The organism is Brachybacterium atlanticum (assembly GCF_025669985.1).
In the GTDB taxonomy this organism is placed as follows: Bacteria; Actinomycetota; Actinomycetes; order Actinomycetales; family Dermabacteraceae; genus Brachybacterium; species Brachybacterium conglomeratum.
On record NZ_JAKJJW010000042.1, the window covers coordinates 1 to 18,177 of the forward strand.

General features: G+C 73.3%; 17 protein-coding genes, 1 other RNA gene and 1 pseudogene. 7 read left to right on the forward strand and 12 right to left on the reverse strand.

All coding sequences use genetic code 11. The annotated features are described in order from the left end of the window. Nucleotides 1-123: 123 nt before the first annotated feature. The gene (locus L3K22_RS15050; RefSeq protein ID WP_263312108.1) at nt 124-276 is read right to left on the reverse strand and encodes a hypothetical protein; all 153 of its coding nucleotides are present in this window, start codon (nt 274-276) and stop codon (nt 124-126) included. Here L3K22_RS15050 and L3K22_RS15055 point away from each other — a divergent pair. Together L3K22_RS15055 and L3K22_RS15060 are read left to right on the forward strand one after the other, a co-directional pair. Next, entirely contained in the window at nt 269-427 is a 159-nt protein-coding gene (locus tag L3K22_RS15055) for a PIN domain-containing protein (protein ID WP_263312109.1), read from the forward strand. The two genes, L3K22_RS15050 and L3K22_RS15055, sit on opposite strands and share 8 nt — an antisense overlap. 193 nt (nt 428-620) lie before the next feature. Beyond that, nucleotides 621-1,961, forward strand: coding sequence for an MFS transporter (locus L3K22_RS15060; RefSeq protein ID WP_263312110.1), 1,341 nt, complete (start codon nt 621-623; stop codon nt 1,959-1,961). A gap of 39 nt (nt 1,962-2,000) precedes the next feature. Here the strand turns inward: L3K22_RS15060 and L3K22_RS15065 are convergent, their stop codons facing one another. Next, a complete protein-coding gene (locus L3K22_RS15065; protein ID WP_263312111.1) occupies nt 2,001-3,374 on the reverse strand; it encodes a TIGR01777 family oxidoreductase in 1,374 nt (457 codons plus the stop codon). Between the two features lie 249 nt (nt 3,375-3,623). After that, nucleotides 3,624-3,720, reverse strand: an RNA gene (gene ffs, locus L3K22_RS15070) — signal recognition particle sRNA small type. A 251-nt stretch (nt 3,721-3,971) separates the two neighbouring features. On the opposite strand from ffs, the gene L3K22_RS15075 reads away from it, so the two are divergent. Next, complete coding sequence (locus tag L3K22_RS15075) at nt 3,972-5,525, forward strand: alanine/glycine:cation symporter family protein (protein WP_263312112.1); 1,554 nt, start codon at nt 3,972-3,974, stop codon at nt 5,523-5,525. A 329-nt stretch (nt 5,526-5,854) separates the two neighbouring features. On the opposite strand, the gene L3K22_RS15080 is transcribed toward L3K22_RS15075, so the two are convergent. Next, a complete protein-coding gene (locus tag L3K22_RS15080) occupies nt 5,855-6,859 on the reverse strand; it encodes an aldo/keto reductase family protein (protein ID WP_263312113.1) in 1,005 nt (334 codons plus the stop codon). A 167-nt stretch (nt 6,860-7,026) separates the two neighbouring features. Between L3K22_RS15080 and L3K22_RS15085 the strand changes: the two genes are divergently transcribed. Beyond that, nucleotides 7,027-7,539, forward strand: a complete 513-nt coding sequence (locus L3K22_RS15085; RefSeq protein WP_263312114.1) for a DUF779 domain-containing protein — start codon at nt 7,027-7,029, stop codon at nt 7,537-7,539. A gap of 365 nt (nt 7,540-7,904) precedes the next feature. Here the strand turns inward: L3K22_RS15085 and L3K22_RS15090 are convergent, their stop codons facing one another. Beyond that, nucleotides 7,905-8,597, reverse strand: a complete 693-nt coding sequence (locus L3K22_RS15090; protein WP_263312115.1) for a MerR family transcriptional regulator — start codon at nt 8,595-8,597, stop codon at nt 7,905-7,907. A gap of 271 nt (nt 8,598-8,868) precedes the next feature. On the opposite strand from L3K22_RS15090, the gene L3K22_RS15095 reads away from it, so the two are divergent. Beyond that, nucleotides 8,869-9,414, forward strand: coding sequence for a DUF4188 domain-containing protein (locus tag L3K22_RS15095; RefSeq protein ID WP_263312116.1), 546 nt, complete (start codon nt 8,869-8,871; stop codon nt 9,412-9,414). 162 nt (nt 9,415-9,576) lie between these two features. On the opposite strand, the gene L3K22_RS15100 is transcribed toward L3K22_RS15095, so the two are convergent. Both L3K22_RS15100 and L3K22_RS15105 read right to left on the reverse strand, forming a co-directional pair. Next, a complete protein-coding gene (locus L3K22_RS15100) occupies nt 9,577-10,740 on the reverse strand; it encodes an FAD-dependent oxidoreductase (protein ID WP_263312117.1) in 1,164 nt (387 codons plus the stop codon). Between the two features lie 318 nt (nt 10,741-11,058). Beyond that, nucleotides 11,059-11,286, reverse strand: a pseudogene (locus L3K22_RS15105) (ATP-binding cassette domain-containing protein); the annotation flags it as partial. Between the two features lie 35 nt (nt 11,287-11,321). On the opposite strand from L3K22_RS15105, the gene L3K22_RS15110 reads away from it, so the two are divergent. Beyond that, nucleotides 11,322-12,122, forward strand: coding sequence for a Rossmann-fold NAD(P)-binding domain-containing protein (locus tag L3K22_RS15110; protein WP_263312118.1), 801 nt, complete (start codon nt 11,322-11,324; stop codon nt 12,120-12,122). Nucleotides 12,123-12,133: 11 nt separating this feature from the next. Here L3K22_RS15110 and L3K22_RS15115 read toward each other — a convergent pair whose 3' ends face one another. Further along, on the reverse strand, nt 12,134-12,832 hold the full coding sequence (locus tag L3K22_RS15115; protein ID WP_263312119.1) for an LrgB family protein: 699 nt from the start codon (nt 12,830-12,832) through the stop codon (nt 12,134-12,136). Next, complete coding sequence (locus tag L3K22_RS15120; protein WP_263312120.1) at nt 12,829-13,323, reverse strand: CidA/LrgA family protein; 495 nt, start codon at nt 13,321-13,323, stop codon at nt 12,829-12,831. The genes L3K22_RS15115 and L3K22_RS15120 overlap by 4 nt, the downstream gene beginning before the upstream one ends. A gap of 216 nt (nt 13,324-13,539) precedes the next feature. Here L3K22_RS15120 and L3K22_RS15125 point away from each other — a divergent pair, with 216 nt between their 5' ends. Further along, on the forward strand, nt 13,540-14,187 hold the full coding sequence (locus L3K22_RS15125; RefSeq protein WP_263312121.1) for a cysteine peptidase family C39 domain-containing protein: 648 nt from the start codon (nt 13,540-13,542) through the stop codon (nt 14,185-14,187). Between the two features lie 96 nt (nt 14,188-14,283). Here L3K22_RS15125 and L3K22_RS15130 read toward each other — a convergent pair whose 3' ends face one another. From L3K22_RS15130 to L3K22_RS15140, 3 genes are all read right to left on the reverse strand, one after another. Next, nucleotides 14,284-14,841, reverse strand: coding sequence for a pyridoxine/pyridoxamine 5'-phosphate oxidase (locus tag L3K22_RS15130; RefSeq protein ID WP_263312122.1), 558 nt, complete (start codon nt 14,839-14,841; stop codon nt 14,284-14,286). A gap of 190 nt (nt 14,842-15,031) precedes the next feature. After that, entirely contained in the window at nt 15,032-16,618 is a 1,587-nt protein-coding gene (locus L3K22_RS15135; RefSeq protein ID WP_263312123.1) for an AbgT family transporter, read from the reverse strand. A gap of 144 nt (nt 16,619-16,762) precedes the next feature. Next, nucleotides 16,763-18,136, reverse strand: coding sequence for a M20 family metallopeptidase (locus tag L3K22_RS15140; protein WP_263312124.1), 1,374 nt, complete (start codon nt 18,134-18,136; stop codon nt 16,763-16,765). Nucleotides 18,137-18,177: the final 41 nt, after the last annotated feature.

An 18,177-nucleotide genomic window follows, 5' to 3' on the forward strand; every position in this document is an offset into this window, starting at 1 on the left:
TCAGGTCCCTGGCGTGACCTCGACCGCTCCACAGCGCCGAGGTCGCGCCAGGGACGCGATCTTTCGCGGAACCTTCCGCCCACGAGCGGTCGAGGCGGGCGGTCCCGCCTCTCCGCGAGGGCGTCAGTCGATGACCGAAGCGGTGGCCTTGACCTCGGCGAACTGCATGCTTTCGAGACACGTCGCGGCCGGCGCTGCACGGTCGGCGATCAGGCAGGTCCCAGGATGGGGGTTCCTGCCCGACACCGGCTCCCTCGCCTCGACCACCGTGGACACCCGTGTCCTCATGGGCCACCGCCAGGTGACGGACCTCCATCTCACCGGGCTCGCCGCCGCGCACGGCACCCGTCGCGCCACCTTCGATGCAGGACTCCGTGACGCGCTGGTGCCGACGGACCGCCCTCTGGTCGAGGTGTGGAGCGGCTGACGCATCCCCTGGACAGGATCACTTCCTGCGAGCCCCGCGACTCGCGCCCCGCGGCCTTGTGACCTCACCCGCGGAGCCCTGGCATCGCCTCCGCGATGGGCGATACCTTCGCATAGTCCCCATCCCTGCAGTGCATCTACCTCGGGTCCCCCAGGGGGATCGTCCAAGGCGGCACCACCCGTCCGGAGGATCCATGACCTCATCGCATCCGAGCCCGCACCGCCCCGCCGCGCACCAGCCGCCGAGCACCCCGTCGACCGAGGCTCCGGCCCCCAGCCTGCGCGCCGCCGCCGGGACCGGGTACTTCCCCATCGCCTTCATCGCCCGGTTCCCCTTCGCGATGATGGTGGTGGGCACGCTCACCCTGGTGGTCTCGGCCCGCGAGTCGATCGCCCTGGGCGGCCTGAACTCCGCCGTGCTGGGGCTCGGCTCCGCGCTGGTGGGCCCGCTGCTCGGCGCCGCGGCCGACAGGATCGGTCAGCGCCCCGTGATCCTGGCCTCCGGGATCCTGAACTCGCTGGCCCTGCTGACGCTGGCCTGGGTGGCGTTCAGCCCGCTGCCCGACCTCGCCGTCCTCGCCGTCGGGTTCGTGATCGGCGCGACCTCGCCGCAGATCGGCCCGTTCTCCCGCAGCCGCCTGGTGCACCTGATCCTCACGCGCCTGCCCGCCGCGCGGCGCGCCCACAGCCTGAACGCGACCATGGGCTACGAATCCGCGGCCGACGAGACCGCCTTCGTGTTCGGCCCGGTGGTGGTGGGGCTGCTGGCCACGACGATGACGCCGGCCGCGCCGATGATCGGTGCGGCCGTGCTCACGCTCGTGTTCGTCACCGCCTTCGCCCTGCATCCCACCGCCCGCGCCTCCGCCCCGACCTCCGAGGAGCCCGTGCGGCAGGATCCCGCGCGGGAGCTGCGCAGCCTGCGGGTGCTGGTGGTGGTGGCCGGCGCGCTCGGCGTGGGGCTCTTCTTCGGCACCGTGCTCACCTCGCTCACCTCCTTCCTCGCCGACACCGGCCACGGCGACTCCGCCGGTCTGGTGTACGGGGTGATGGGGGTGGGGTCCACGATCCTGGCGCTGTCGATCGGGCTGTTCCCGCAGCGGTTCACGCTCGCGGCGCGGTGGCTGGTGTTCTCCTCGCTGATGCTCGCGGCGATGATCGGCTTCGGGTTCGCGGGCGGGCTCACCGGCGTCGTCCGGGCGATGGCGATCGCGGGCATCGGGATCGGGCCCACGATCGTGACGCTCTACAGCCTCGCCGCGGAGCGCTCCCCGCAGGGCCGCTCCGCCACCGTGATGACCATGCTGGGCTCGGCGACGATCGTCGGCCAGTCCGGGGCCTCGGCCCTCACCGGCGCGGTCGCCGAGCGTGCCGGCTCGCAGGTGGCGATGTGGCTGCCCGTCGGCGCCGCCGCCCTGGTGCTGCTGGCGGCGGTGGTCAACGCCCTGGGCCGACAGCGCGCCCTGCGCCGCGCCGCGCAGGACGTGGAGCGCGACGCGCGCCGGCTCCGGGAGCTGCCCACCGAGCATCTCTGAGCGCGCCTGCAAGCGCGGCCGGGAAGCGGGCGCGGACCCTCACCGCCACAGCAGGTGCTGCAGCGCCGGGGTGAGCTCGGCATGGGCGGGCGCGAATCCGCTCGCCTCGAGACGGGCGGAGGAGACGCGCTGGTCGGTGCGGATCAGCTCGTCGGCGGCGGTGCCGCCCAGCACGGCCCGCGGCCCGAACGGCGGCACCGGCAGCAGGGCGGGCCGGTGCAGCACCGCACCGAGGGCGCGGGCGAACTCGAGCGCGGTCACCGGCCGCGGGGCGACGGCGTTGACCGGACCGTCGAGGTCGGCGGTGAGCGCGGCGTGGGCGAACACGCGCACCACGTCGTCCAGGGAGATCCAGGAGAGCATCGCCTCCGCGTCGGTGAGACGCCCGCCCATCCCGGCCAGGAACAGCGGCAGCTGCGGCAGCAGGGAGCCGCCCCCATCGCTGAGCGCCAGTCCGGTGCGCACGTGCGCCACCCGCACCCCGGCGCCGCGCGCGGCACGGGTGGAGCCCTCCCAGTCCCGCACCAGATCCGCGAGGAAGCCCTCACCGCCGGGATCCTCCTCGGTGAGCAGCTCACCGGGGCGCCGCGGGCCGTACAGCCCGATCGCGGAGGCCTGCACCAGCGCCGTGGGGCCGTCGCGCATCCCCGCGAGGGTGCGGGAGAGCAGCGAGGTGCCGTTCACGCGGGAGTCGCGGATCTCGCGCCGCACGGAGCGGGTCCAGCGGGTGCCGATCGAGCGACCGGCGAGGTTGACCACCACGTCCACGCCCTCGAGGTCGGCGGGGTCCAGCTCGCCGCTGCGCGGGTCCCAGGAGATCTCCCCCTCGCCCACGCTGCTCTCCCGCACCATCCGCCGCACGGTGTGCCCGCCCGTCTCCAGCAGCGCGGCGAGCTGGGTGCCGATCAGCCCGGAGGAGCCGGTGATCGCGACGGTGCGGCGCGGGAGGTGGGCGAACGCGTCGTGGAAGGCGAGATCGTCGTGCAGCTGCCGGCTGCGGAAGGCCAGCAGGCGGCGCATCCGCGAGGCCGCGGCCGGCTCCAGCCGCTCCAGGCGGCGCGGCATCTCGATCTCGATGCGGTCGTGCACCAGCGTGCCGGACCCGTCGGCCTCCAGCAGGTGCTCGTGCTGCCAGGTGCGCCACGGGCCGCGCACCTGCTGGTCCACGAAGCGCCCGGCCTGCGGGTCGTGCTCGGCGTGACGGAGGATCCAGTGCGGGCGCAGCAGATCCGGGAGCGCGGGCGGCCCCACCCGGGTGCCGACGAGGCGGCCGGCGCGCATCCCGCCCTCGCCCGGGGCGTCCATCGAGGCCAGTCCCGGCGGGGTGAGTCGCACCAGGGCACCGGGACGGCCGTACCAGGCCTGCACCTCGGGCTGCGGGTGCCCCACCCGGTGCGTGGTCTCGATCCTCATCGCGGCTCCTGCCCTCGGGTGCTGTGCACGGCCACGCTACGCATCGGGCGAGTGGGCGGGAAGTGCCGGGCGGTCAGGGACGCGAGCGCTCTCCCGGGCGCAGCGGCGTCCCGCCGGCGAGCGTCGGCACCTCGTCGGTGCTGGCGCCGGATCGAGGTGGGGCGATCCCCCGGTCGGACCCTGCGGGCGCCCGCACCCCAGGCGTCCGCACTCTGGGCGTCCGCGCTCCGGGCGTCCGCCGTCCGGGCATGAGACGACCCCTCGTGCACCTGCCAGAGCTCACCTGCCCTTGCTGCCGTCAGGCCCTGGGGGAGTTCAGCAAGATGACACCGCACGAGGGGTCACCACGAGTGTAACGGGTCTGCGCGGCGGAGCCTGCACGGGGCAGGGGCGAGACAGCCCACATGCGGCGCCGACGGTCGACGCGACGAGCGTCCCCTCTGCGAGCCGCTAGGTCACGAGAACGCAACACGCTCCAGAACAGTCCGAACAGTGAGACGTCGTCGGGTAAGTTCTCCCCACACCCTCGGTGACCCACGTCACCGGACCGCGACGCCGCTGTCGCCGTCGCGTCCCCATTCCCCTCAGGAGGCATTCATGACCTTCGCCGACATGATCGACGCCGTCAACGGCGTCGTCTGGGCGCTCCCGCTGGTCGGGCTGTGCCTGCTCGCCGGCCTCTACTTCTCGATCCGCACGAAGTTCGTCCAGGTCTCCGGCCTGCCGGACATGGTCAAGCAGCTGTTCGGCGGCGAGAAGTCCACCGACGGCACGTCGTCGTTCCAGTCGCTGATGATGTCGCTCGCCAACCGCGTGGGCATGGGCAACATCGGCGGTGTCGCCACCGCCATCGCCTTCGGCGGCCCCGGCGCCGTGTTCTGGATGTGGACGGTCGCCTTCCTCGGTGCCGCCACCTCCTTCATCGAGTCCACCCTCGGCCAGATCTACAAGGAGAAGGATCCGGACACCGGCGAGTACCGCGGCGGCCCGGCCTACTACTTCGAGAAGGCCTACAGCCACAAGGCCAAGGCCCTCTCCCTCGTGTACGGCATCCTGTTCGCCGCCGTCACCGTGATGGCGATGAGCTTCTTCCTCCCCGGCGTGCAGGCCAACGGCATGGCCTCCGCGATCAACCTCGCCTGGGGCTTCCCCACCTGGGGCGTCGCGATCCTGCTGGTGATCGTGCTGGCCTTCATCGTGATCGGCGGCGTGAAGCGCATCGCCGCCTTCGCCGCGTTCGTGGTGCCGCCTATGGCGATCCTGTACATCATCGCGGCGCTGGCCGTGTTCTTCGTGAACTTCGACCAGATCCCCCACGTGTTCGGCCAGATCTTCTCCAGCGCCTTCGGCGCCAACGCGGTGTACGGCGCGATCATCGGCCTCGCCATCAAGTGGGGCGTGCAGCGCGGCATCTACTCCAACGAGGCCGGCCAGGGCACCGGCCCCCACCACGCCGCGGCCGCCGAGGTCTCGCACCCCGTCAAGCAGGGCCTGGTGCAGGCGTTCTCGGTGTACATCGACACCCTGTTCGTGTGCACCGCCACCGCGTTCATCATCATCTCGACGGACATGTACTCGGTGTTCGAGAACGAGACGTTCCCCGGCCCGACCCTCTACACCGGCGCCATCGGCACCGACGTGGAGCCCGGCCCCGGCTTCGTGCAGAACGGCTTCGACACCCTCGCCCCCGGCATCGGCCTGGGCTCCAGCTTCGTGGCGATCGCACTGACGTTCTTCGCCTTCACCACGATCGTGGCCTACTACTACATGGCCGAGGTGAACCTCTCCTACCTCACCCGCAAGATCAAGAACCGCGTGGTGCGCCGCGGCCTGCTGCGACTGCTGCAGGGCCTGCTGCTGGTCTCGGTGGCGTACGGCGCGATCAACACCGCCGGCTCCGCCTGGGGCCTGGGCGACATCGGCGTGGGCTCGATGGCCTGGCTGAACATCGTCGGCATCCTCCTGCTCCAGGTCCCCGCGCTGAAGGCGCTGAAGGACTACCGGGCGCAGAAGAAGGCCGGCAAGGATCCGGAGTTCGATCCACGACCCCTCGGGATCGCGAACGCCGAGTTCTGGGAGCTGCGGGCCGACGGGAAGGTCCGCCAGGGCGAGACCGGGGAGGACCTCGAGAAGAAGGTCTCCGACCGCTGACGCGGACCATCACCCACTGTCGCGCGGAGGAGCGGCCGGTCCTCGGGGCCGGCCGCTCCTCCGTCCACGCGGGGACTCCCAGGAGTGCGGGGCGATTTCCAGGAGTGCGGGGCGAGGCTCCCCGAGGCGATCTTCGCCTGATCCACTGAGCAGCGCCGCGCCTCGCCGCCCTCCCGGCCGTCCTCGCCGCACACAAAAGCGCTCCCTGCGTGACCTCGAGGCCGTATACGGCGTGAGGTCACGCAGGGAGCGCGGAATTGTGCGCGGCGGCGTCGCGTGCGGCGGCGCTGCGCCGGGGCAGGTCAGGCCAGGCGCTGCGCCGGTTCAGGTCAGGACAGGCGGTGCGACGGGGACTGGGTCTTCGTCGGGTCGGTCTCGGGGATCTCGCCGAGGACCTCTTCGATCCGGGCCTTCACGTCGGCGTCGAGGGTGACACCGGCGGCCTTGACGTTCTCGGTGACCTGCTCGGGGCGGGAGGCGCCGATGATGGCGCCGGCGACGTTGTCGTTGCTGAGCACCCAGGCGACGGCGAGCTGCGCCGGGGTGAGCCCCAGCTCCTCCGCGATCGGCAGCAGGCCCTGCACCGCGGTGAGCACCTCGTCGTTCAGGAAGCGCTTGATCATGTCCGCGCCGCCCTTCTCGTCGCGGGCGCGCGAGCCCTCGGGCGCCTCGGCCCCGGGCTTGTACTTGCCGGTGAGGATGCCCTGCGCGACCGGCGACCAGACGATCTGGGAGATCCCCAGCTCGCGCGAGGTCGGCACGACGCGCTCCTCGATGACCCGCCACAGCATGGAGTACTGCGGCTGGTTGGAGACGAGCTGGATGCCGAGCTCGCGGGCGAGCTGGTGGCCGGCGCGCAGCTGGTCCGCGTTCCACTCGGAGACGCCGATGTACAGGGCCTTGCCGGAGTGGACGACGTCGGCGAAGGCCTGCATCGTCTCCTCGAGCGGGGTCGCGTCGTCGTAGCGGTGCGCCTGGTAGAGGTCGACGTAGTCGGTGCCCAGGCGGCGCAGCGAGCCGTCGATCGACTCGCGGATGTGCTTGCGGGAGAGGCCGGTGTCGTTGTGCCCCTTGGGGCCGGTCGGGAAGTACACCTTGGTGAAGATCTCGAGCGACTCGCGGCGCTCGCCCTTCAGGGCCTCGCCGAGCACGACCTCCGCGGCAGTGTTGGCGTAGGTGTCGGCGGTGTCGAAGGTGGAGATGCCCGCGTCGAGCGCGGCGCGGACGCAGGCGCGGGCGCGGTCGTCCTCGACCTGGGAGGCGTGGGTGAGCCAGTTGCCGTAGATGATCTCGCTGATCTTGAGGCCGGAGCGGCCGAGGTGGCGATGTTCCATGCGCTCCACCCTATGTCCGCCGGCACGGGTCTATCCTGGTGGCCCGCGTCACATCGGTCGCCGCCGGCCGTGCCACCCGCCGTCCGGGTGCCCGTGACGCTGAGGCCGACGATCGCCGCCGCGCACCCGGCCGGCCGCGCCGTCGGCCGCGCTGGAAGGAGAGCCCGATGACCGACACCTCCACCACCCCCGCCCCGCAGCCCGGGCAGCCGCCGGCGCCCCCGCTGCCGGAGCCGACCGAGGCCGACGACGTCCTGGAGATGGAGCCGACGGTCGAGGGCGAGGACTTCTCCCGCGTCGCCTTCACCGGCGCGGCGGTCGCGCAGATCCAGCGGCTCATCGACCGCAACGGCCCGCTGATGTTCCACCAGTCCGGCGGCTGCTGCGACGGCTCCTCCCCCATGTGCTACCCGGAGGGCGACTTCATCACGGGCGACGCCGATGTGCGGATGGGCCACGTCGAGGTGCCCCTCCCCGACGGCACCACCAGCCCGCTGGACTTCTGGATGAGCCGCGAGCAGTTCGCCTACTGGCGACACACGCACCTGACGATCGACCTGGTCGACGGGCGCGGCGGCGGCTTCAGCCTCGAGACGCCCGACCGGAAGCGGTTCCTCACCCGCTCGCGGATGCTCGAGGACCGGGTGTCGGTCGAGATCCCGGGAACCGGTCCGCGATGACCCGCCGCCCGCTCGAGGACCGCTCGGTCGGCCTCCCTGATGCCGAGCATGCACCGAACGGCTCGCTCGCGTCTGCGCCGTCCGGCGACAGCCTGCCGCCGCCCAGCGAGCCGCCCATGACCCCGCCCGGGAAGCCGCCCACGGCCCCGCCGACCGCGCCTCCCACCGAGCCGCCGGGAGCGCCGCCCTCGGACCCGCCGAACCCGATGCCCGGGCGCCCGCCCGAGCCGTCGCCGGAGCCGCCGCCGGAGCCGCTCCCCCAACCCGACCAGCCCCCACCGCCGGAGCCCCCGCCCGGGGCGCCGCCCACGACGCCGTACTGAGCCGCCGGGTCGCACTCTCGGCCGCTCGGGACGGGGCGGGGCTCATCGTGGAGAGTCGGCCCGGCGCCGGCCCCCGTCGACGGTCTCCGCGCGACGCACGGAGAGCTCGCGCTGGGCGAGCAGGCGCAGCGTGAGCAGCACCGGCTCGAGCATCACGGTGCCGACGACCACGCGGCGCACGGCCTCGTCGGGGTCCTCGGGGACGGTGTCGACGTCCAGGCGTGCGACCTGCACGAGCGCCTCGGCGTAGCCGTCCATCAGCTCGTCGTCGAGCTGGATCCCCGCCGCCTCGCAGGCCGCCCAGACCCGTTCGAGCCGGCCGACCAGGAGGTCGTCCTCATAGGTGTGCCAGCCGCGTCGGGAGAGCCACGCGCGGGCCGGCGAGGCCGCGTCAGGCTCGTCGGCCCCATCGTCCCCGACGGCCCCCATCCGCCCCGTCGCCACGGACGGCGCCGGCTCGTCGGCGAGCAGCGCGTGCTGCGCGGTGGCGAGCAGGTCGAGGCGGGCGGGCCCGGGCGCGTCGAGCACCTCGACGATGCGGCGCACCGCCGCGATGTCCAGACCCCCGGCATCGGTCAGGGCGCGCACGAGGCGGATCCGCTCGACGTGCGACTCGTCGTACTCGGCGGTGGTGCGGGAGGTCTGCCGCCCCGGCGCGAGCAGGCCTTCGCGCAGGTAGTACTTGACCGTGCCGATCGGTACCTCGGTGCGGGCGGAGAGGGCGGAGATCCTCATCGGGCTCCTTCCGGGAGTGCGACGGCGGGCGGGACATCGGACCGAGAGCACGCCGACGGGATGACCTCGATTCTCGCGCAGATCCGTCGCTGCGCGAGACGGCGGGGTCGGGCGGGCAGCGCCGGGCGGACGGGACGCACCGGGCCGAACGCGGCGAGGACCGACGGGTCGGGCCGGACGGAGAAGGACAGCGGCCCGGAACCCCCTTGACGGGGAGGCGACCCGAGCACACTCTTAGAAAGTAGCACTTTCTAATCGAGACGAGGACCCCATGGACCACCCCGCCGCACCCGCTGACCGTCCGGCCGCCTCCACCGACCGTCGGCCCCCGAACCTGACCCATGCCGAGGTCGACGACCTGGTCGTCTTCCACATCGGCATGACCATCCGCGCCCCGTGGCGGCCGGACCTGTGGGGCCCCGTCGCCGCCGCGATGCCGCGCATGCTCGCCGAGCTGCACCGCAACCGCGCCGCGGCCGCGCGCGGCGAGGCCGAGGACCTCGGCTTCCTCGGCGCGGACACCCTGATCGGCGCGAAGGGCCCCTGGGTGGTGCAGTACTGGCGCAGCACCGAGCACCTCTACGCCTACGCGAGGATGTCGAGCGCCGAGCACCTGCCGGTCTGGAAGGCGTTCAACAAGGCGGCCCGGAAGCATCCCGGCGCGGTCGGGATCTGGCACGAGACCTATGCCGTGCCCGCGGACGGGATCGAGACCTTCTACGGCAACGGGGCGACGGTCGGGCTCGCGAAGGCGGTCGGCTCCGCTCCCCTGGCCTCCCGGGGACGCACCGCCGCCCAGCGGCTCGGCACCCGCTGAGGCTTCGCACCCGCCGAGGTCCCGCGCCTCGACCGGGCCGGTCCTCGACGTCGCCCCGCCGAGTGGCCGCCCGGGAAAATCATGGGCGTCCGAGACCGGGGTGAGCCTCACCGAGCACGCGCGCCGGCACTGAGCGAGCGAGGATCTCGCCCTCGGCGCGGCTCAGTGGCCGAGGACGCTCCGCGCTGCGAACTGGCTCGCCCCGGGCAGCGTGACCGCCCGGCGGGCGATCTGCTGGATCCGCAGCTGGACACGATTCGCGGGGGCGAAGAAGGAGGCGCTGCGACGGCCCGCGAGCTGCACCTGCTCGGCCGTCGGCCGCCAGCGCCGTTCGTACTCGACCAGCCCCACCTCGACGTGCGGCCCGGCCGCACGGAGGCTCCGGGCCAGCGCCTCGGCCCCCGCGATCGCGAGCGAGGTGCCCTGCCCGGCCAGGAGCGAGGGGGCGTGGGCGGCGTCCCCGGCGAGGGCCACGCGCCCGCGGCTCCAGCGGGGCGCGATCGCCTGGGCGGCGAGGTCGTCGTAGAAGGACTCCGGGGCGTTCTCGAGGGCCCGGTCGACCTGCGGGTGGAGGCCGGCGAAGTCACGCTGGAGCCGATCCCGATCAGGGACGGGCCGCTCGGTGCTCGCAGCATCGGTGCGCTCGGCGAACATCGCGCCCACCCGGCCCTCGCCGGCCGCGTACGCCCAGCCCACCCGGCCGACGGTGTCGGTCATGAGCATCCGCTCCCCCAGCTCGCCTGCGAGCTCCGGATCCGAGTAGAGGTAGCTCGCCACCCGATAGCCTATCGGCACGATCTCCCCGTGACCGGGCGCGATCCTCTCCCGCACCGGGGAGCGCACGCCGTCGCAGGCCACGACGAGGTCGGAGGCGAGCGTGGTGCCGTCGGCGAGCTCGACCAGGGCGCCGCGCGGGGAGCCCCCGCCCTGCAGGCCGATGTCGCGCACCGCGACGACACGGGCCGTGTAGCGCAGGTCGACGGAGCGCGGCAGCACGGCGAGGAGCCCGAGCTCGACCTCCGGTCGCAGGATGGAGAAGTAGCGTCCGCCGAGGGCCGCGGCGAGGGGTCCGACGTCGATCCGGCCGGACTCGGCCCCGTCGGGCGTCCCGTAGCGCACGCCCTCGTAGACGTGGCCGCGGGCGCGGAGCTCGTCGATGATCCCCATCCGCTCGGCGGCGACGAAGCCGGCGCCGAAGAAGTCGATCATGTAGCCGCCGCCGCGGGGGCCCGGGGAGGCCTCGAGCACGGTGACGTCGTGGTCGGGGGCGAGCTGGTGGGCGAGGGCGAGGCCGGCGATTCCGCCTCCGATGACGGTGACGTCCATGCCCTCGACGCTACCTGCGACCGACGGAGCTGCCCAGGGGGATTCCCGGAGGCTCTCGAGCCGCGAGGCGAGCGGGACGGGACGCGGCGGGATGCGGCGGAGCGGACCGGGACGCGGCGGGTCGGAGCGGGACGCGGCGGGATGGCAGAAGGTTTTGTGCCCGTGAGGACTCATGCGGGGGCCCACATGAGGCCTCACGGGCACAAAAGGTGCGGCCCGCCCGGCCTGGCCCGGTCGAGGCGGGCCGAGGTAGGGCGAGGCGGCGTGGCATGGCACGGCCGGCCGATCTGCCGACTCCGCCCCCTGCGCGCGCTACTCGCGCTCGGGCTCGGTCGCGGCGACGGCCGGGACGGGGCCGGTGGTGGTGTCCACGGAGCTGGTGGCCCCGTCGAGGATCAGCAGCGCGGGGTCCGCGAGGAAGGCGCGGGCGATCGTGATCCGCTGACGCTCGCCGGCGGAGACGTTCGCGCCCTCGTCCTCGATGACGGTGTCGCAGCCGTCGGGGAGGGTGTGCACGAAGCGGTCCACGAAGCTGGGACGGATCGCGCCATACTGGAGGCTCCCCGCGCGGAAGGACAGCCATGACCACGAGGACCCTGCTGGTGGGCTGCGGGCGCCTGGGCCTGCGGGTGGGCGAGCTGCTGCTCGCTGATCAGGACGAGAGAGGTCGTCACGAGGTGCTCGGGCTGCGCCGCGACCCGAGCTCCCTGCCGCCGGGGTTCGTGCCCGTCGCGGCCGATCTCTCCGCCGCGCTCCCCACCCCGCTGCCGCGGGTCGATGCCATGGTCATCACCCTCACCCCGTCGGCCGCCCCGAGCTATCGCGAGCCTCTCGCGCATCTCGCGGCCGCGCTTCCCGAGGTCCCACGGCGCACGGTGTTCGTCTCCTCCACCCGGGTCCTCGAGGGGTACGACGCTTCGCGTCCGCTCACCGAGGCGGATCCCGCGCGACCGCGCTCCGACCGCGCCCGCGTGCTGGTCGAGGGCGAGGAGGCGGCGCGCGAGCTGTTCGGCGCGGTGATCCTGCGCCCGGCGGGGATCTACGGCCCTGGTCGGGACCGTCTGATCCGTACCGTCCTCGAGGGGCGCCCGGTCGAGCACGGTCGTCGGACGAACCGGATCCACGAGGTCGATCTCGCCCGTGCGATCCTCGCGCTGCTGTCCTCGCCCGCACCGCCGGCGCTGCTCCATGCGACGGACGGCGCACCCGCCCTGCTCGGCGAGGTCGTCACGCATCTCGCGCAGCGTCTCGGCGTGCCCGCGCCGCCGCGCACGTCACCGGATCCCGGAGCGGGCACCGTGCTGGAGGCGACCGCGCTGCACGAGCTGCTGGGCGAGCTCGAGTTCCCGGACTTCCGGGCGGGGTACGACGCGATGCTCTGAACGCGGGGCGCTCAGCCGGTCACCAGGTGCGCGACGACCGGCAGCGTCACCGTCATCGCGAGCGCGTTCAGCACCATCGCGGCGCTCGACCAGCCGCCGGAGACCGTCGACTCCCCCAGCACCCGCGAGGTGCCGATCCCGTGAGAGGTCAGGCCGATCGCGAAGCCGCGCGCCCGCTCGTCGCGGACACGCACCAGGCTCAGCAGCGCCGGCCCCACCACCGCGCCGAGCGTGCCGGAGACCAGGGTCAGCACCACCGCGAGCGGCACCGACGCCCCGAGGCTCTCCGCGATCGTGAGGCCGACGGGCGAGGTGACCGAGCGTGGCAGCGCGGCGCGCAGCGTCGCCTCGTCGGCTCCGAGCGCGACCATCGCGGCGACGGTCACCGAGATGCTCACGATCCCCGCGACCACGAGGGTTGCGAGCACGGCCGGCGCCGAGGCGAGCAGCGCGCGGCCGTTGCGCAGCAGCGGCAGCGCGAGGGCGACGGTCGCGGGGCCCAGCAGGAGCGTCAGCAGCGCGACCTGCTCGAGATAGAGGGCGTAGGGCATCCCGGTCAGCTGCAGCACGGTCGCGATCACCACCACGCTGACCAGCACCGGGGAGAGCAGGCCGGGTCGGCCCAGCCGGTGGTACAGCCCGTAGGACAGCAGGTACACGGCGAGGGTCAGGGTGAGGCCGAAGACCGGCAGCTCGTACAGCGCGCTCATGCGCGGGCACCTCCTGCGGCCGCCGACGGTCCGGACCCGTGTCCCGGCGACCTGCCGGGGCCGTCCGTCCCGTCGGCCGGAGGCGGGGCGTCGGGACCGCCCGCCTCGCCCCGTCGGCGGTCCTGGCGGCGCAGCAGCGTCTGGAGCATCAGCCCGGAGATCACCAGCGCGAGCACGAAGGAGCCGCCCACGGCGAGAGCGAGCGGGAGCGCGTTCGCGGCAAGGGTGTCCAGCTCGAGCAGGATCCCCACGCCGGGCGGGACGAACAGCAGCTGCAGGTGGGCCAGCAGCGGGGTCGCCGCGGGCTCGGCGGCGCGGAGCACGCCGCGGGTGGGCCGGAGGATCCCCAGCAGCGCCAGCAGCACGATCCCGAGCACCACCCCGGGCACGGGCAGGTCGAGCAGCGCCGTCGCGGCCAGTCCCGCCATCTGCGCGAGGAGCAGGACCACGAGGCCGAGCAGCACGGGGGGCAGGAGGGCGGCGCGTGACATCCCGGCAAGGGTAGCCCGCACCGGGGCGCCTGCCCCGTTGTGGTCCGTGCCGCACGAGCGGTGGATCACGCACGTCTTGCCGCGCGCGGGCAGACTGTCACACCGTGGAGGGCTCATTTCGGCGCATCGGTCGCGTCTCGCGGGGACGGTGCGCGATCGAGACCGCCCGCTGAGGCTCGCCCGGTCGCTCCCCTCGATCCCTCGGAGGTGACCGGGTTGCCCAGCCCGCTCGACAGCACCCTCAGCCGACGCGCCGCGCTCCGCGGCTTCGGCGCCCTCGGCCTCACCGCGGCCGGACTGCTCGCCTCCACGCAGGCCCATGCCTCCGGCGACCTCGTGGTCGTCGACCAGATCGGCACCGGACCGTGGGACACGGAGAACTGCGGCCCCACCTCGACGGTCATCGCCTTGGTCGCCGCGGGCCGGAAGGTCCCTCATTACGTCTCGGGCGAGAAGGGCACGACGGTGGGCGGCAACCGCAGGGCGGTCATCGAGATGCGGGCCCGCTGCGGCCTGTCCCCGTGGGGCGAGCCGGAGAAGAAGTCCGTCGACTACACGGGCGCCTATCTCGGCGACCTCGAGAACGGCCTGCGGGATGCGGGCGCCCGCGCCACCCGCACCCGGTTCGAGGAGGGGCTGGAGGCCGCCGCGCGCGGCAAGGTAGTGATCCTGCACGTCCACCACGGCCGGCTGCTCGGCGAGGAGGGGGCAGACTACGGCCACTTCGTCGTCGCCCAGGGCGAGGACGAGAACGGGAACCTGCGCGTCTCCGATCCGGGCCGCGCCCAGGAGATCGGCATCGCCGCCTATTCCCCCGACCGGCTGCGCCACGCACGCCAGGGCCTCGCCACGGTCGTCAGCTGACCTCCCCGGCCGGCTCGGCTTCACGGACGACGGGATCGTCGACGCCTACGGCCGCACGCACCGGCGCTTCGTCCGGGAGCGGTGAGGCAGGGCCGGTCAGCCCGCCGGCGTGGTGACGGGCTCGTGCGTCCATCCGCTGCCCGCGCGCCGGTAGCCGACGCGCACGTGCTTGCGGTCCAGCCGCGACTGGGTGAACTCGTACCAGGCCGGCTGCAGCGCGTAGACCTGCCAGTCCGGGTTCGGGGAGCCGTCGTTGGAGGGGCGCGAGGCCCAGTCGGCCTGCGAGGCGGCCTCGTCCAGCGCCACGACCTCGCCGCCCACCTGCACCTGCCTGCCGCTCTCAGGCCAGAAGAAGGTCATCGCGGCGCGGGGGTCGTCGGCGAGCTGCTCGCCCTTGCGGGAGGTGCGGTGGGTGGAGACGTGCAGGCCGCGGGCGTCGAGGTCCTTGAGGATGAGGGTGCGGCCGACGGGCGCGCCGCCGTCGAGGGTCTGGAAGGTCATGGCGTGCGGCTGGCGGGCGCCGCTCGCGATCGCGTCCTCGAGCCAGCCGAGGAAGAGCTCGGCCGGGTCCTCGGGGACGGAGTCCGGGGCGAGGCCGGGCATGTCCGCAGGGAAGGACGGCAGGGCGCGGAGGCGGTCGGCGAGTTCGCTCATGCCGGCCATCCTGCCGCTCCCCGGACTGACGGTTCAAGCCTGCACCGACCGGTCGCGCGGAGCGTCGGCTGCGCAGTGTCGCCCCGACCCTGGTTTTGCTAGCCGCAGGACCGATGCGACGCGCCACATAGGTCCTGGGGGCAGCAAAAGCTGTCGGGCCGACGGGCCCACGGCCGGCAGAGCCTGTAGATCAGCCGAGGAAGATCCCGTTGCCCGGGCCGAGCGGGAGGTCCGCGAAGAAGAAGACCGCCAGGATCACGGTCCACACGATCCAGAACGGGACCACGAAGGGCAGCATCCGCGCCATCAGCGAGCCGAGGCCCGCGCCGGGCTCGTACTTCCGCAGCATGCCCAGCAGCACGATCATGTACGGGTTCATCGGCGTGATGACCTGGGTGGCGGAGTCGCCCACGCGGAACGCGGCCTGGGTGAAGGCGGGCTCGTAGCCGATCAGCGCGAACATCGGCACGAACACGGCGGCCATGATCGCCCACATGCCGGAGCCGGAGATGATGAACAGGTTCAGGCAGCTGGCCAGCAGCATGAAGCCGAGCACGGCCGGGAAGCCGGTCAGGCCGATGCCCTCGAGGGCGGCGGCGCCGGTCACGGCGATCCAGGTGCCGATCCCGGACCAGTTGAACAAGGCGATGAAGTTGCCCAGGATGAAGGCGAGCACCACGAAGGGCAGCATCTCCTTGAGCGACTCGGTCATCATCGCGACCGCGTCCTTGGTGCTGCGCAGGGTGCCGACCACGATGCCGTAGGTCAGGCCCAGCACGATGAAGTAGGCGACGACCAGGAACACGATGGAGTCCAGCAGCGGGGACTTCGGCAGGAAGCCGCCGTCCTCGTTCCGCCACGGCGAGGCGGGGGCCAGCGTCGCCGCCAGCACGATCGCGGTGAGCACCACCGCGGCGATCACGGCGGCGATCAGGCCCTTGTTCTCCGCCGGGGTGAGCTCGGCACGCATCTGATCGGCGCTCTCGCCGCTGGTGGCGACCTCGCCCTCCTCGGTGATCTCGTCGCGGCCGATGCCCTGGCGGTTCAGGCGCGGCTCCAGGATCCGGTCGATGATGAAGCCGGCGACGAAGCCGAGCACCAGCGACGAGGCGATGTTGAAGAACCAGTTCGAGACCGGGTTCACGGCGGTGAACTCGAAGTCCGGCAGCGCGTCCATCACGGAGGTGGTGATCCCCGCGAACAGGGCGTCCAGCGAGGTGGGGAAGATGTTGGTGGAGTAGCCGGCGCCGGCGGCGGCGAAGCCGCCCAGCAGGCCCGCGACGGGGTGTCGCCCGGCGGCCTTGAACACCAGCGCGGCCAGCGGCGGGACCACCACGAAGGCGGAGTCGGCCATGATCGAGGAGACCACGCCCACGAAGCCCACCACGTAGGGGAGCATCCACGACGGCGAGGAGCCGAACAGCTTGCGGATCGCGGCGGCGAGCAGCCCGGAGTGCTGGGAGATGCCGATCGCGAGCAGGATCGGCAGCACCGTCACCAGCGGCGGGAAGCCGATGTAGTTCTCGCCGAGGGTGGTGGTCAGCCAGGTCAGACCCTCACCGGTGAACAGGCCCTTGATGACGGTAGCCTCGTCCGAGCCGGGCACCGTCACCTCCACGTCCGCCCAGGCCATGGCCGTGGAGACCACGCCGGTGACGGCGAACAGGATGAGGAACAGCATGAAGGGCTCGGGCAGCTTGTTGCCCGCCCTCTCGACGCCGTTGAGGATCTTGTCGGTCAGTCCGGTCTTGGCCGGGGGCGCGGGGGTGGCGCTCATGAGGACTCCCAGGTGGTGCGGTTCGAGGTCGGGGCCGGAGGAGGGGGTGCGCGACGGGACGGTCCGGGACGGGGGCGGAGGTCGGGCGAGTGGCGCCCGCGGCCGGCTCGTCCCTCGGCCGCCGACGGCGGTCGGGGAACGGTGTCAGTCGAAGAAGGAGGGCACGTCGATCGCACCCCCGGCCTGCGCGAACTCCTCGGCGACGGCGGCGGCGAGCACCGGGTCGTGGAGGACGTCGAGCAGGGTCGCGGCGAGGCCGTAGGCCCCGTCGGTCGCTGCCGCGCGGGCGGCGGCCGAGGTGGACTCGGCCGCGAACTCGCGGGTGTGCAGGGCGACGTCGGCCGGGGCGATGCGGATCAGCGGATGCATGCCGGGCAGGCGGTAGCTGACGTTGCCGAAGTCGGTGGAGGCGGCGAGGGTCGTGGAGACCACGCCCAGCGGCAGCGGGTCGCGGCCGCGGCGGCGCTGCGCCTCGACCCAGCGGCCGGTCAGCGCGTCGTTGGTGCGCACCGGCAGGGAGGGCGGGTGGTGGTCCCAGGTGACGGTCACGCCGACGCCGGCCATCAGGGCCGCGCCATGGGCGACGTCCTCGACCCGGCGGGAGAGGTCCTTGAGGGTCTCGGGGCGCTGGGAGCGCACGTACAGGTCGAGCTTCGCGTGGTCGGGGACGACGCTGGCCCGCTCGCCGCCCTCGCGGATCACGGCGTGGATGCGGTCGCTGGGCGGGGTCTGCTGGCGCATCAGGCCGATGCCCTGGTACATCAGGCTCGCCGCGTCCAGGGCGTTGCGTCCCATGAACGGCTGCGCGGAAGCGTGGGCGGTGTGGCCGTGGAACTCGACGGTGAGGGTGCGCCGGCCCAGCCACACCTGGTCGGCCAGGTCGTAGCCGGGATAGCCGTGCGCCATGACCGCGGCGTCGAGCCCGTCGAAGGCGCCCTCGCGGGCCATGTACTCCTTGCCGGTGTGGCCCTCCTCGGCGGGCGTGCCGAGGTAGACGACGGTCCCGGGCACGGCCGAGGGGTCCCTCTTCGCAAGCTCCGCGAGGCCCAGGAAGGCACCCAGTCCCATCACGGCGATGACGTTGTGGCCGCAGCCGTGGCCGACGCCGGGCAGGGCGTCGTACTCGGAGAGCACCGCGACGGTCGGCGCGTCGGCCGATCCGGCGCCCTCGCCGCGGATCTCGGCGCGGATCGCGGTGGCCAGGCCGTGGGCGCCGAGCTGCGCCTCGATGCCGTGGCCCTCGAGGATCCTCACGATCGCGGCGGCGGAGCGGTGCTCCTCGAAGGCGACCTCGGGATGCTCGGCGAGGTCGATCATCAGGTCGATGAGCTCGGGGCCGGCCTCGTCGACCTCCTCCTCGAGCCGGGAGCGCAGCGCCTCCGGGGCGCCGGTGTGGTCGGAGCCGGGGTGGGACTGCGTGCGCAGCGCCGCCTCCCGCTCCTCGTCGAGCTGGTGCATGTAGGCGGTGGACGGCTCGGTCGGGGTGGCCCCGAGCCGCACGGGGGACGGTTCAGACATGGGCCCGAGCGTAACGGTCGGGGCCCGTCTCCTCGTGCGCG